Source organism: Ruegeria sp. AF5 (assembly GCF_056541905.1).
This window is the reverse complement of sequence record NZ_JBQFYZ010000010.1, coordinates 104,914-118,456: the sequence shown is the minus strand read 5'-3', so window position 1 is coordinate 118,456 and position 13,543 is coordinate 104,914. Positions and strand designations below refer to the sequence as shown.

Genomic DNA, 13,543 nt, shown 5'->3' with positions numbered 1-13,543 from the left:
GTCGAGCTGTTGCGGCAAAACGCTCCGGCCACCCGTCCCATAATCGCCCTCAGCGAAGGCAACGACCCCCGCATCACAAAAGGGGCCATCAACGCGCAGAGGGCCAATCTGGCCGATATCATTCTGGTTGGCCCGTACGCCGAGGTCGAAGCAGCCCTGAAAGATCAGGGGGCTGCTGCCTCTCGGGGCGTTGATATCCATGACCCCAAGACTTCGGACCTGACCGAAGAGTTTGCCGAGGCCTTTTTCGAACTGCGCCGGCATAAAGGCGTCGATCGGGCCAAGGCCCGTGCCGCCGTTGAAACACCCCCCGTCTATGCCGCCATGCTGGTGCGCAGCGGACGTGCCACCGGCACCGTAGGAGGGGCCGTTCACACGACCGGCGAAATCGTCCGTGCGGCGATCCAGGTGATTGGCATGGCCCCCGATGCAGGAATGGTGTCGTCTTTCTTCCTGATGTACCCGCCGGAAAACGCTCAGCCCGGGGCGCGGGCGATGCTGTATTCCGATTGCGGGCTGGTCATCAATCCGACCGCGAGCGAGCTGAGCAAGATCGCCATCGCATCCGCCGCATCGGCCCGGACGCTGCTGCAGGTCGATCCAAAAATCGCGATGCTCAGCTTTTCCACCAAGGGCAGCGCCAAGCATCCCGACGTGGACAAAGTGATCGAGGCCACTGAGGCGCTGCGCCAAGCCGCGCCGGACCTGAATGTCGACGGTGAATTGCAATTTGACGCCGCCTTTGTACCTTCGGTTGGCGAGCGAAAATCGCCGGGATCGTCAGTCGCCGGGCAGGCCAACGTGATGATCTTTCCCAACCTTGATGCTGGTAATATCGGCTACAAGATCACCCAAAGGTTGGGGGGCTACACCGCTATCGGTCCGGTTTTGCAGGGACTGGCCAAACCCGCCAACGACCTGTCCCGCGGATGCAGCGCCGAGGATGTGACCCAGATGATCGCCGTGACCGCGCTACAGGCAAATGGACTGTAACACTTAATTTACGCACCGCCCCCGGAACGATGTTCTAAAATACCGAGGAAACTGACAATATCCTCCCGAAATAACCAACTGGACCCGCAAATGACCCATCAGCAGCCGATCCTTGATACGTCACCGAAAGTCTCGGACGAAATCCGCAGGACCACCTGCTACATGTGCGCTTGTCGATGCGGCATCAACGTCCACATGAAAGACGGCAAGGTTGCCTATATCGAAGGCAATCGCGACCACCCGGTGAACAAGGGTGTCCTGTGTGCCAAGGGGTCTGCCGGTATCATGCAGGTCAACGCCCCCTCGCGCCTGCGCAAGCCACTGAAACGGGTCGGCCCGCGTGGCTCGGGTGAATTTGAAGAGATCAGCTGGGACGAAGCGCTGAAACTGGCGGTCAGCTGGCTGGAGCCAATCCGCAAAGACAACCCGGAAAAGCTTGCCTTTTTCACCGGCCGGGACCAAAGCCAGAGCTTCACCAGCTTCTGGGCGCAAAATTTCGGAACCTGCAACTATGCGGCGCATGGTGGCTTCTGTTCGGTCAACATGGCTGCGGGCGGCATCTATACGATGGGTGGCGCATTCTGGGAATTCGGCCAGCCTGATTGGGATCACACCAAGCTGTTCATGCTGTTTGGCGTGGCCGAAGACCACGACTCCAACCCGATCAAAATGGGTATTGGCAAGATCAAGGCGCGCGGTGCGCGCGTTATCGGCGTCAACCCCATCCGCAGCGGATACAATGCCGTCGCCGATGATTGGGTCGGCATCACACCGGGAACCGACGGGCTGTTCATCCTGTCGTTGATCCATGTGCTGATGAAAGCCGGAAAGATCGATCTCGACTATCTCAGCCGCTACACCAATGCCCCGGTTTTGGTGGACGCGTCAGAAGGCGCCGGAAACGGCCTGTTCCTGCGCGACGATGACGGAAAGCCTCTGGTCATCGACCGGAATACAGGCAAGCTGACGGCCTTCGATACGCCTGGCGTTCGCCCGAATTTGTCAGCGGTCTACGAAAACGACGGTGTCGTTCATCGCCCTGTATTTCACTTGATGGCGGAAAAATACCTGTCCGAGGAGCACGCGCCCGAAGCTGTTGCCGAAAAATGCGGTATCCCCGCCAATCGCATTCGCGCGATTGCAGCGGAACTGGCGCGTGTCGCCTTTGACGAGGCGTTTGAGCTCGATCACGAATGGACCGATTTCCGGGGCGAGAAACACACCAAGATGATTGGCCGCCCTGTCGCGATGCACTCGATGCGCGGCGTTTCGGCTCATGCCAATGGTTTCCAGACCTGCCGCGCGCTGCATGTGCTGCAGATCATCCTTGGCACGGTCGAGGTTCCCGGCGGCTTCCGCTTCAAGCCCCCCTACCCCAAACCGGTCGAGGCGCACCCGACACCGCATTGCAAGGTGACGCCCAATTCTCCGCTGGATGGCCCGCATCTGGGGTTTGTCCGCGGCCCGGAACACCTTGCACTGAAGGAAGATGGCAGCCCCGCGCGGATCGACAAGGCGTTCACCTGGGAAAACCCGATGTCCAGTCACGGGCTGATGCATATGGTGATCTCGAACGCACATGCGGGCGACCCGTACAAGATCGATACGCTGTTCATGTACATGGCCAACATGTCGTGGAACTCGACCATGAACACCAAGGGTGTCATCGAGATGCTGACGGACAAAGATGAAAACGGCGATTACGTAATCCCGCGCATCATCTATTCGGACGCCTATTCTTCCGAGATGGTGGCTTACGCGGACCTCATCCTGCCGGACACGACCTACCTCGAACGCCACGACTGTATCTCGCTGCTGGATCGCCCGATTTGCGAGGCGGATGCGGCCGCTGACGCAATCCGCTGGCCTGTGATCGAACCGGACCGCGACGTGCGCGGATTTCAGTCAGTATTGATCGATCTCGCTAACCGAATGAAACTTCCGGGTTTCACCCATGAAGACGGCAGCGCAAAATGGGTCGATTACGCCGACTACATCGTCAATCACGAACGCAAGCCGGGTATTGGCCCGCTGGCCGGATTCCGCGGTGAAAACGCCGACAAGGAAGGGCGCGGAGAGGTCAACCCGGATCAGTTGAACCGCTATATCGAAAACGGTGGCTTCTACGTGGCGCATATCCCGCAAGGCGCGGATTACTACAAACCGTGGAATGCAGCCTATCAGGAATGGGCCGTGGGCATGGGGCTCTATGACAGCCCGCAGCCATACCTATTCCAACTCTACTCCGAACCGATGCGCAAGTTTCAGCTGGCAGCCGAAGGCCATGGCGACCGACAGCCGCCTGATCATCTGCGCCAGCGGATCAAAGACACGATGGACCCGCTTCCGATCTGGTACGAAACCGATCAGCACGGCAACGACGGCTTCACAGTCAACGCGCTGACCCAGCGCCCGATGGCGATGTATCACAGCTGGGGCACGCAAAACGCCTGGCTGCGGCAGTTGCACGGGCGAAATCCGCTTTATGTTCCGACCAGGCTGATGCGCAAGCACGGCCTGAACGACGGAGATTGGGCCAAAATCACATCCCCTCATGGTGAGATTACGGTCCCTGTGATGGAAATGGCCGCGCTGAACGACAACACCGTCTGGACATGGAACGCCATCGGCAAACGCAAAGGCGCCTGGGCCCTGCAAGAGGACGCGCCCGAGGCCACCAAGGGCTTCCTGCTCAACCACCTGATCCACGAATTGCTGCCGCCAAAAGGCGACGGGCTACGTTGGGCCAATTCCGACCCCATTACTGGTCAGGCCGCATGGTTTGACCTGAAGGTGAAAATCGAAAAGGCCGACGCGCCCGCCGATGCCCAAAGCCAGCCTCATTTTGACCCAATCAAATCACCGGTAGGAACGGGCCCTGCGAATTTGGCGTGGAAGGTGGGCAAATGACCCGGATCCGCACTTCATCTGGCCACAAGTATCCCGGGGGTGAATTGAGCCGCAGGCTCAAGAGGGGGCTGGCCCCCTCACCCGTCCTCAACAGCACAGGTATCCTGACATGACCCAGCTACCGAACTCCACCGAGCGCAAGATGGGTCTGGTGATCGACCTGGACACCTGCGTTGGATGCCATGCCTGCGTGATTTCCTGCAAGGGCTGGAACACGGAAAATTATGGCGCGCCACTGTCCGATCAGGACGCCTATGGTGCCAACCCGTCGGGCACTTTCCTGAACCGCGTGCATTCCTACGAGGTGCAACCGGCGGAAGGGCACGCGCAACTGATCCATTTCCCTAAATCCTGCCTGCATTGCGAAGATGCGCCCTGTGTTACCGTGTGCCCGACCGGGGCCAGCTACAAGCGGGTCGAAGATGGCATCGTGCTGGTTAATGAAAGCGACTGTATCGGGTGCGGCCTGTGTGCCTGGTCCTGCCCCTATGGCGCGCGTGAACTGGACAAGGCCGAGGGGGTGATGAAGAAATGCACACTCTGCGTCGACCGGATCTATAATGAGAACCTGCCCGAGGTGGACCGGATTCCCTCCTGTGTCCGAACCTGTCCGGCGGGCGCGCGGCACTTTGGCGATCTGGGCGATCCGGACAGCGACGTCAGCAAGCTTGTTGCGGACCGCGGCGGAATGGACCTGATGCCCGAAATGGGCACCAAACCCGTCAATAAATATCTGCCGCCGCGCCCGAAAGACACGGTGGAAGATCAGATCGACATCCTGGCCCCCCTGTTGGCACCTGTCGCTGAAGAGCCCAAGGGCTTCCTCGGCTGGCTCGACAAGACGTTGGAGAAACTCTGATGCATCCTGCACCCTCCGTCATCCTCTTTACCACCCTGTCCGGTCTGGGCTTCGGCCTGCTCTTCTTTCTTGGTCTTGGCCTTCCGGCTGTCTCGGGTTGGGTGGCCTTTGTGTTCTTCGCCATTGCTTACGGTCTGGCCGTCGGAGGGCTGATGGCCTCGACCTTCCATCTCGGCCACCCGGAACGGGCCTGGAAGGCTTTTACTCAATGGAAAACGAGCTGGCTCAGCCGTGAGGGCTGGTGTGCCGTGCTCGCCCTGGTCGTCATGGGGCTTTACGCGATTGGCGTGGTGTTTCTGGATCGGCAATGGAGCCTGCTGGGTTGGATCGGAGCGTTGATGTCACTGGCGACCGTGTTCACGACTTCGATGATCTACACGCAACTCAAGACCATCCCGCGCTGGAATATGAACCTGACCCCCGCCATGTTCCTGAGCTTCAGCCTGGCAGGTGGTGCGTTGCTGGCTGGCCAGACACGGGTTGCCATTCCGCTTCTGCTGATCGCCGCGTTGGTTCAAATCCTGTATTGGAAGAAAGGCGACAAAGCGCTGGAAGCATCCGGAACGAATCTGGGCACAGCCACAGGTTTGGGTAACCGGGGTACCGTCAGAGCGTTCGAGCCACCGCATACCGGTACCAACTATCTGCTGCGTGAGTTTGTTCATGTGGTCGGGCGCAAACATGCCGATAAGCTAAGGGTGATCTCGTTTGTATTGGCCTTTGTCCTGCCGGTTCTGTTTCTGGTCCTGCCATTCAACCATTTCCTGGCCCTGCTGGCAGTGGCATCGCATCTGGCAGGCATCGCGACCTCGCGCTGGTTGTTCTTTGCGCAGGCTGAACATGTCGTAGGGCTTTATTACGGCAAACGCTGAGGGGGCTCTGCCCCCGCCGCGGCAAGCCGCAGCTCCCCCGGGACATTTTTGGCCAGATGAAGTTTGGATCCTGAAAACCAAAAAGGCGGCACTCGGTAGTCGAGGCCGCCTTTTCCGGTTTCTGAAGGCCGGGTTAGATGAGGCCCGCGTGTGCCATTGCCGCATCAATCGCGGCTTTTGTGTTGTCTTCCAGCTCAGTCAGAGGTGAGCGGACTTCGGTGCTGCAAAGGCCCAGTTTGCTGAGCGCGTATTTGGCGCCGACCAACCCGGGTTCTATAAAGATCGCTTCGTGCAGCGGCATCAGCTTGTCCTGGTATTCCAGTGCCTTTGCATAATCGCCCGACAATGTGGCCTGCTGGAATTCGGCGCATAGCCTGGGAGCCACGTTTGCGGTGACTGAAATGCATCCGACACCGCCATGGGCGTTAAAACCCAGTGCAGTGGCGTCTTCACCGGATAGCTGGCAGAAGTCCTTGCCACAGATCGCGCGCTGCTGGCTGACGCGCGCCAGATCGCCCGTCGCATCCTTGACACCGACAATACGCGGCAACCGGGCCAGTTCGCCCATGGTGGCCGGGGTCATGTCGATGACCGATCGCCCGGGAATGTTGTAGATGATGATCGGAATATCCGCAGCCTCGTGCAGGGCTTGGAAATGCGCGATCAGGCCGCGTTGAGTCGGTTTGTTGTAGTAAGGCGTGACAACCAGCGCCGCATCGGCACCAACTTTTTCGGCGAACTGAACGAACCGGACGGCTTCGACCGTGTTGTTCGACCCGGCACCGGCAATAACCGGAACACGGCCAGCAGCCGTTTTGACCACTTCTGCGATGACCGTTTCGTGTTCGTCGTGGCTGAGCGTCGGGCTTTCGCCGGTGGTTCCAACAGGCACCAGCCCGGTCGAGCCTTCGGAGATCTGCCATTCGACCAGATGTTTAAGCGTCTTCAGGTCCAACTCGCCGTTGTTGAACGGAGTGACGAGGGCTGGCATCGAGCCTTTGAACATGACACGCTCCTTAAGGTGCATATTGCGGTTTTTGCGCCTTGGTCACTCACGTTTCCAGCTTTGTGAGTTGATCCCGGCGGCGCAGGGTTTATCCTCACAGGCTCTATCCTCGGTTGGTTGGGAAATGCAAGGGATGACACGCTTTCTGGCACTGTTGACTGGAGTGATTCTATACGCAGTGACGACACCGCAAGCCGCACGCGCGGATGCGGCCGGTGATTTGCGCGCTGGGCTGTATGAAATGCGCAAGGGCGACTGGAATGCGGCGCTGCGCGTATCGGGCCAGCGTGGCTCGGTCTCGCGCGATGTCATCGTCTGGCACTGGTTACGTGAGGGATTTGGCAGCTCGGGCGATGTGCTGGTGTTTCTCGAACGCCGCCCGGACTGGCCCGGGCTGGACTGGCTGCGCCGCAAGAGTGAGCCAATCTTTACCGGGGCCGATCCGGACAGGGTTCTGAAGTTTTACGCTGGCTTGCCCCCTCAGACTGCTGAAGGCGCGCTGAACTATGCGGTGGCCCTTAAGGCCAAAGGGCGCATTGGCGAGGCGGAGGCCGATATCGTGACAGCCTGGCGCACCATGCCGATGGGGTCGGGGTTGCAAAAGGACTATCTGGAGAACTTTGCCAGACTGCTGAAGCCGCACCATGCCGCGCGGCTGGACCGGATGCTGTGGGATGGCCATTTGGTCAGCGCAGAACAGATGCTGCCCCTGGTCAGCACGGATGAGCGCAAGCTGGCCGAAGCACGGATCGCGTTGCAGAAACGCCAGCCAGGCGTAGACGGCAAGGTGGCGGCGGTACCGAAGTCGCTGGCAGATGCGCCGGGGCTGGCATTCGACCGTTTTGTCTGGCGAGACAAGAAAGAACTGGATGACAGCGCCGTCGACCTGATGCTGGCACGGTCAACCGGACCGGAGGCTCTGGGCGAGCCTGACAAATGGGCCGAGGGACGCCGCCGTCTGGCCCGGCTCGAGATGCGATCGGGGCGAGCGGCGCGCGCTTATGACGTGGCGGCCAAGCACCATATGACCCCTGAAATGGGATATTCCTATGCGGATCTCGAGTGGCTGGCCGGGTTTCTGGCCCTGCGCAAACTGAATGACCCTGCCACAGCCGTGCGGCACTTCCAGAATTTTTCGAATGCCGTGCAATCGCCGATCTCGAAAGGGCGCGGCGGCTATTGGCTGGGGCGAGCTTACGCCGAGCTTGGGGAAGCAGACAAAGCCTATGAGGCCTATGCGATGGGCGCGGATCATCAGACCTCTTTTTATGGTCTGCTGGCGGCGGAACGGATCGGACGGCCATTTGACAAGGAACTGGCCAATCCGCGTCGCGCGCCGCACTGGCGTCAGGCTGAGTTCGCCGATTCCAGCGTTCTGGAAGCCGGGCTGCTGTTGCTGAAGGCCGGGGAAGACAACTTGTCCGAGAGGTTCCTGACGCATCTTGTCGAAGGTCTTGACCCTGTGCAGGCCAACCAGTTGGGCGACCTTGCGATTGAGCTGAAACAGCCGCATCTGGCCGTCATGATCGCCAAGAGGGCAGCGACCACGGGCACCGTTTTGCCCGCGGCCTATTACCCGGTTCATCCGGTGGCCGACATGCGTCTGCCAATGGCCAAGGAAATGACGCTGGCCATCGCGCGGCGCGAAAGCGAATTTGATCCGGTTGTCGTCAGCGGCGCGGGGGCGCGCGGCCTGATGCAAGTGATGCCAGCAACAGCCAAGCTGGTGGCCGGAGAACTGGGGATACTCAGCGGCCATCAGACCGGTCGGTTGACGTCGGACTGGCAATACAATGCCAAGCTTGGCGCCAACTATCTTTCGGGCCTTGCGACCGAGTTCAACGGGAATGTCGTCATGATGGCGGCCGGATACAATGCCGGTCCAAAGCGCCCGATCTCGTGGATGGAACGCTATGGTGATCCGCGCACCGGTGAGGTGGATATCGTAGACTGGATTGAGACCATTCCGTTCAATGAGACGCGCAATTATGTGATGCGCGTGACCGAAAGCCTGCCGGTCTACCGCGCCCGTCTGGGGCAGCCCGCCCTGCCGGTTCCGTTTTCGCAGGAACTGATCGGATCATCGCTGGCGGCGTTCGCGCCATAAGGTAAACAGACCTGCGGCCACAACAATCGCTGCGCCCGTGACAACTTCGGGGCGCAGTTTTTCACCAAAGATCGAAATCCCCAGAATCGCGCTCCAGACAAGGTGGAAATAGGCGAAGGGTTGGACGGCGCTGGCTTCGGCCATCTCATAACATTTGATCAGCAGCCAGTGCCCCGTTGCCCCGCTGACGCACAGCAACGCCATCCACAGCCAGTCGCTGCGGGCCATTGGCTCCCAGAACCACATTCCAAAAAGGGTCATGGCGATGGCACCAACAACGCCGGTCCAGAAAAAGCTGGTGGCCGTGCTGTCCTGACGTGCGACATAGCGTGTCAGCAGGCCGTAAATCGCAAACAGAAACGCCGAGATCAGCGGTATGACGGCCCAAGGATCAAAAACACCAACGCCCGGCTGCAGAATGATCAGAACACCAATGCAACCGACACCGATCGCAACCCAGCGCCGCCATCCAACCTTTTCACCCAGAACCGGCCCGCTCAGCGCGGCGACAAGCAGGGGATAGCTTATGAAAACGGCCATACTGTCGATCAGACCGAGCACTGTGAAACCGAACACGGCGACGCAGATCTCGGTGGCCAGCAGCAGGCCCCGCAGGATTTGAAGCCCCATCTGGTTCGTCTGCATGGCCGCCCTTAACCCGCCGGAAGATCGCGCCGCCAGTGCAATGACAAAGGCCGCAAAGAACCAATAGCGGATCATCACCACCATGTAGGTGTTATAGGTTCCGGCCAAATGGCGTGAGATACCGTCCTGCAAGGCAAAGACAATCGTCGCGCCCACCATCAGCGCGATACCCGCACCTGCATTGTTTTTCTGCGTCATGCCTTGAGCGCCCGCGTCATGTGCCGCTTGCGGCCATAGCCGGATGTACGGGTGACGGTGAAACCGGCATCCTGAAGCCCGCGTCGAACAAACCCGGCGGCCGAATATGTGGCTGCCGTGCCATCGGTGGCGGTGTGCGCCGCCACTTGCTGCATCAGCTCTGCCCCCCACAATTCAGGGTTCTTGGCAGGAGAGAACCCGTCTAGGAACCAGGCGTTGGCCATGCCTGCCCATTGCGGCAGGCTGTTGCGCGCATCGCCGATGATCACGTCGCATTGAAGGGTTTCAAGATTGCACGCGTGACCTGTCCAATGGGCCAGAAACCGGTTGCTCCACGGGTGTAACTCGGGGAAGGCCTCAAGCGCGCGACGCATATCATCCTTGGCCATGGGAAAGGCTTCGAAACTGGTGAACCGAAGCGGGCCTGTTTGGCCGGATTTCTCCCATTCAGACCAAACCGTCAGCAGGTTCAGACCGGTGCCAAAGCCCAACTCGGCAATATGAAACCCCGGCGCAAAGCGTTCTGGCAGATCATTGCCTGCCAGAAACACATGGCGCGTCTCTTCCAGCCCGTTCTGCAACGAGTAATAGGGATCGTCGAAACGGTGCGAGACCGGTATATGATCCTCGGTCCACGTCAATTCGGCATGCTGGTCTGCCATCGGGGAATCCTGTAGCTAAGCGGCGCGACACTGAACAAGGAAAAGGGAATTGGCAATGGTCGATGTGACGGTTCGCGGGGCAGGAATTTTCGGCCTGTCCATCGCCTGGACCTGCGCCCGGCGGGGCGCGAAGGTACAGGTTGTCGACCCTTTTGGGCCGGGCTCCGGGTCCAGTGGCGGTCTGGTGGGGGCCTTGGCCCCGCATGTGCCCGAAAACTGGAATGCCAAGAAAGCTTTTCAATTCGACAGCCTGATCATGGCCGAACCCTTTTGGCAGCAGGTCGAGGGTACCGGCGGCGTTTCCCCCGGCTATGGCCGTCTGGGCCGTCTTCAACCCATTCCTGACACCCGCAGCCTTGATCTGGCCCGGCAACGCGAAGGTTCAGCCGATCAACTTTGGCAGGGGCTGGCAGAGTGGCGGGTGATCAGCACATCGCAGGCCGGATCGTGGTGCCCGCCCAGCCCCACCGGCTTTGTCATCCGCGATACACTGACAGCGCGCATGCATCCCCGGCGGGCCTGCGCCGCTCTGGTTGCAGCCCTTGAGGTGATGGGCGTTCACGTTGTCAGTAACGCTGATGATAAAGGACAGGTTGTCCACGCCACGGGCCTAGCAGGATTACTGGAACTGAACGACGCCTACGGAAAAACCGTCGGAAACGGTGTCAAAGGCCAGGCCGCCCTGTTGCGCTTTGATGCAGGAGAGATGCCACAGCTATTCGCAGATGCGGTCCATATCGTGCCACATGCGGACGGAACGCTTGCAATCGGATCAACGTCTGAACGGGATTATGACGACCCGACCAGCACAGACAGTGCTTTGGACGATGTCATAGACCGCGCCACGCGCGCGCTGCCGCTTTTGCACGGGGCCGAGGTGATCGAACGTTGGGCCGGGGTGCGTCCCCGCAGCAAAAGCCGCGCCCCGATGTTGGGCCTGCATCCATTGCACCAGGGCCAGTTCATCGCCAATGGCGGCTTCAAGATCGGCTTTGGCATGGCTCCGAAAGTTGCCGAGGTTATGGCCGATCTGATGCTGGAGGACCGGGATTCGATCCCCGATGACTTCCGCCCCGAAGTCTCACTGTAATAGGGCCACAGCCTTCATGCATTGCCGCCCGTCCGGGCCGCGCACCCACATGTCCTGACCGTTCCGGCACAGCTGGGCAGTCTCGAAATGCATCAACGGTGAGGTCGCACGGAAAGAAAACGACTTGAGTGGTCCGCCAAGATCAACTGCAAACAGCATCAGAAGCTGCGCCAGAAGTGGCCCGTGCACAACCAGCCCTGCATATCCTTCCACATCACGCGCATAGTCCAGATCGTAGTGAATGCGATGGCCGTTGAAGGTCAGCGCCGAATAGCGAAACAGCAGGGTGGAATTAAACTCGACCGCGCGGATATCCGTTTCATCCGTGCGCGATTGGGGCGGCGCCGGAGCCATCACACCCGGTGCGGGGTCTTCACGATAAACAAGATCCTGCCATTCTGTCAGACAAAGTTGGCCGCCTTGCCGTATCTCGTGCCGCAACGTGACAAAACCCAACGGGCCGGACCGCCCCGCTTTTGCGCTTTGGTTTTCAAGAACCGATGTCCTGTCAGCAGGGACACCCGCGATCAGCGGTGCATGAAATTCCAATTGCCCACCGGCCCACATTCTGCGGGGCAATCCCATATCCGGGATCAGGCCACCCACCTTGGGATGCCCATCCCGCCCCAGCTCGGCAGGCGGTTGCGGCGCCCAGAAATAGAGCTGATGGAAGAATGGCGGCAGAGCTGAGCCTTTGGCAATTGTTGGCTCAGAGCCCAACGCAACCTGAAACGACGCTGCACGGGCCGGGTCAAGGATATCGCTTTGACGCTGTTCCAACATATGGGCAGTCCAAGCTCAGAAACCGGCCTCGGCCCTGAGTTTCTGCATCAGCATGTGCAGCGAGTTTTCATATCGCTCGGACAACAACCTTCCCTGATCGTCGAACTCATTCGAACTGTCGGCGAGGTGGATTTCCGGACCCTGCAAGATGCGGGGCTGAAAGGGCACCATGCAGGCGCGCAGGATCATCTGTGCCCTTTCCCCACCCGCGCGGCCACCCGCAGCCGACATTACAGCAACCGGCTTGCTCGCCCATGGATTGCCTTTCGTCCGGCTGACCCAGTCCAGTGCGTTTTTCAGAACTCCCGAAGGCCCTTTGTTGTACTCGGGCGTCGAGATGATCACCGCATCCGCCTGCCCGATCTGGTCGGCCAGCATCTGAACAGGTGCCGGTATCCCTTCGGCATCCTCCAGATCGCCATCATAAAGCGGCAGGTTCAGGTCTGCTTCGGTATAGCTGACAGGGTCGAACAACCGGGCCGCTTCGCGCAGCAGTTTGCGGTTCGTCGCGCCCTTGCGCAGGGAGCCGGACAGGCCAAGCAGGGTCGGTTGAGACATCAGGGACAACTCCGTTTCAGTGTTTCCCAATAGTTAGACCGAGATTGGCCCTGACCAAACCCCCATTGACGCACAGTCATTGCGCAACAGGGGCCGGGCCCGAACGGGCCTGCGTTTCAGGATCACGCGTTTCCGCTGGGGACCACAACAATCTCAACTCGACGGTTTTGCGCTTTTCCTTGCGGCGTCAGGTTGGACGCGACCGGGTTGTTTTCACCCTGACCGTAGGTTCTGATACGGCTGTAGCTGACACCATTGGCTTGCAGGATATCCGCGACCGCGTTTGCGCGACGCTCGGACAAACCCTGATTATAAGACGCGTCACCATCGCTGTCGGTATGACCGATAATCTGCACGTTCGAGTTGGGATAGTTGACAAGGTTCTGGCCCACTTTCACCAGATCCGCCCGCAGCGCCGGACGCACGGTCGAGCTGTCCGTGTCAAACGTAATGTCATTCGGAACAGTCACGATCAGCCGGTCACCCGCATTGACGATTGTAATCCCGTCATTCGCCAGTTGTTGGCGCAATTCCGCAGCCTGCTTGTCCAACTGGTTGCCGATCAGACCGCCACCTGCGGCACCAATGGCCGCACCGGCCAGCGCCCCAAGACCCGGGTTCGAATTATTGGCGATCGCGCCGACACCCGCACCGATAAGCCCCCCCAGAACCGCACCCTGCTTGGTATTTTTATTGGGGTCGTTCTGCACGGTCAGGGTGCCCGGATCGGTACAGGCCATCACGGCCATGATTGAACACAAGCCTGTCGCCAGGAAAAACTTTGAAATCGTCATGATATCACCTTCTGCTCCGGTACCCGTTCTTCGGGCTTGATCCATTTCACCCAGTATATCACTGCG

At 59.7% G+C, this 13,543-nt stretch carries 12 protein-coding genes; 6 read left to right on the top strand and 6 right to left on the bottom strand.

All coding sequences use genetic code 11. The features are described from left to right. From pta to ACR0DS_RS14765, 4 genes are all read left to right on the top strand, one after another. Window positions 1-993: phosphate acetyltransferase (gene pta / locus ACR0DS_RS14780; RefSeq protein ID WP_480616776.1), on the top strand; the 993-nt coding region annotated here is incomplete at its 5' end. A 90-nt stretch (window positions 994-1,083) separates the two neighbouring features. Next, window positions 1,084-3,903 (top strand): molybdopterin oxidoreductase family protein, encoded by a 2,820-nt coding sequence (locus ACR0DS_RS14775; protein ID WP_480560059.1) that lies wholly within the window; start codon window positions 1,084-1,086, stop codon window positions 3,901-3,903. A 109-nt stretch (window positions 3,904-4,012) separates the two neighbouring features. Beyond that, the gene (locus tag ACR0DS_RS14770) at window positions 4,013-4,762 is read left to right on the top strand and encodes a 4Fe-4S dicluster domain-containing protein (protein ID WP_267363598.1); all 750 of its coding nucleotides are present in this window, start codon (window positions 4,013-4,015) and stop codon (window positions 4,760-4,762) included. Next, on the top strand, window positions 4,762-5,634 hold the full coding sequence (locus ACR0DS_RS14765) for a dimethyl sulfoxide reductase anchor subunit family protein (RefSeq protein WP_480484080.1): 873 nt from the start codon (window positions 4,762-4,764) through the stop codon (window positions 5,632-5,634). The genes ACR0DS_RS14770 and ACR0DS_RS14765 overlap by 1 nt, the downstream gene beginning before the upstream one ends. A 133-nt stretch (window positions 5,635-5,767) precedes the next feature. On the opposite strand, the gene dapA is transcribed toward ACR0DS_RS14765, so the two are convergent. After that, complete coding sequence (gene dapA / locus ACR0DS_RS14760) at window positions 5,768-6,640, bottom strand: 4-hydroxy-tetrahydrodipicolinate synthase (protein ID WP_480546637.1); 873 nt, start codon at window positions 6,638-6,640, stop codon at window positions 5,768-5,770. A gap of 133 nt (window positions 6,641-6,773) precedes the next feature. On the opposite strand from dapA, the gene ACR0DS_RS14755 reads away from it, so the two are divergent. Continuing rightward, window positions 6,774-8,747, top strand: coding sequence for a lytic transglycosylase domain-containing protein (locus tag ACR0DS_RS14755; RefSeq protein ID WP_480560057.1), 1,974 nt, complete (start codon window positions 6,774-6,776; stop codon window positions 8,745-8,747). On the opposite strand, the gene ACR0DS_RS14750 is transcribed toward ACR0DS_RS14755, so the two are convergent. Beyond that, window positions 8,721-9,590: a DMT family transporter gene (locus ACR0DS_RS14750; protein ID WP_480484082.1), complete on the bottom strand. Its 870-nt coding sequence runs from the start codon at window positions 9,588-9,590 to the stop codon at window positions 8,721-8,723. The two genes, ACR0DS_RS14755 and ACR0DS_RS14750, sit on opposite strands and share 27 nt — an antisense overlap. Further along, window positions 9,587-10,252, bottom strand: coding sequence for a tRNA (5-methylaminomethyl-2-thiouridine)(34)-methyltransferase MnmC2 (gene mnmC2, locus ACR0DS_RS14745; RefSeq protein WP_480560055.1), 666 nt, complete (start codon window positions 10,250-10,252; stop codon window positions 9,587-9,589). Before mnmC2 ends, ACR0DS_RS14750 begins: the two co-directional genes overlap by 4 nt. A 55-nt stretch (window positions 10,253-10,307) precedes the next feature. On the opposite strand from mnmC2, the gene ACR0DS_RS14740 reads away from it, so the two are divergent. Further along, window positions 10,308-11,342 (top strand): NAD(P)/FAD-dependent oxidoreductase, encoded by a 1,035-nt coding sequence (locus ACR0DS_RS14740; RefSeq protein ID WP_480484084.1) that lies wholly within the window; start codon window positions 10,308-10,310, stop codon window positions 11,340-11,342. Here the strand turns inward: ACR0DS_RS14740 and ACR0DS_RS14735 are convergent. The 3 genes from ACR0DS_RS14735 to ACR0DS_RS14725 all read right to left on the bottom strand — a co-directional run bounded on the left by ACR0DS_RS14735 (window position 11,334) and on the right by ACR0DS_RS14725 (window position 13,477). Continuing rightward, window positions 11,334-12,125, bottom strand: coding sequence for an HTD2 family dehydratase (locus ACR0DS_RS14735; RefSeq protein ID WP_480560053.1), 792 nt, complete (start codon window positions 12,123-12,125; stop codon window positions 11,334-11,336). The two genes, ACR0DS_RS14740 and ACR0DS_RS14735, sit on opposite strands and share 9 nt — an antisense overlap. Window positions 12,126-12,140: 15 nt before the next feature. Beyond that, window positions 12,141-12,683, bottom strand: a complete 543-nt coding sequence (locus ACR0DS_RS14730; protein ID WP_480488644.1) for an NADPH-dependent FMN reductase — start codon at window positions 12,681-12,683, stop codon at window positions 12,141-12,143. A gap of 122 nt (window positions 12,684-12,805) precedes the next feature. After that, complete coding sequence (locus ACR0DS_RS14725; protein ID WP_480560067.1) at window positions 12,806-13,477, bottom strand: YiaD family glycine zipper/OmpA-like lipoprotein; 672 nt, start codon at window positions 13,475-13,477, stop codon at window positions 12,806-12,808. Between the last annotated feature and the right edge of the window lie 66 nt (window positions 13,478-13,543).

Coding starts and splice junctions, on each gene's coding strand:
- ACR0DS_RS14735 (WP_480560053.1), bottom strand. CDS start 12,125: ATGTTGGAACAGCGTCAAAGCGATATCCTTGACCCGGCCCGTGCAGCG.
- ACR0DS_RS14765 (WP_480484080.1), top strand. CDS start 4,762: ATGCATCCTGCACCCTCCGTCATCCTCTTTACCACCCTGTCCGGTCTG.
- ACR0DS_RS14730 (WP_480488644.1), bottom strand. CDS start 12,683: ATGTCTCAACCGACCCTGCTTGGCCTGTCCGGCTCCCTGCGCAAGGGC.
- mnmC2 (WP_480560055.1), bottom strand. CDS start 10,252: ATGGCAGACCAGCATGCCGAATTGACGTGGACCGAGGATCATATACCG.
- ACR0DS_RS14740 (WP_480484084.1), top strand. CDS start 10,308: ATGGTCGATGTGACGGTTCGCGGGGCAGGAATTTTCGGCCTGTCCATC.
- ACR0DS_RS14770 (WP_267363598.1), top strand. CDS start 4,013: ATGACCCAGCTACCGAACTCCACCGAGCGCAAGATGGGTCTGGTGATC.
- dapA (WP_480546637.1), bottom strand. CDS start 6,640: ATGTTCAAAGGCTCGATGCCAGCCCTCGTCACTCCGTTCAACAACGGC.
- ACR0DS_RS14725 (WP_480560067.1), bottom strand. CDS start 13,477: ATGACGATTTCAAAGTTTTTCCTGGCGACAGGCTTGTGTTCAATCATG.
- ACR0DS_RS14755 (WP_480560057.1), top strand. CDS start 6,774: ATGACACGCTTTCTGGCACTGTTGACTGGAGTGATTCTATACGCAGTG.
- ACR0DS_RS14775 (WP_480560059.1), top strand. CDS start 1,084: ATGACCCATCAGCAGCCGATCCTTGATACGTCACCGAAAGTCTCGGAC.
- ACR0DS_RS14750 (WP_480484082.1), bottom strand. CDS start 9,590: ATGACGCAGAAAAACAATGCAGGTGCGGGTATCGCGCTGATGGTGGGC.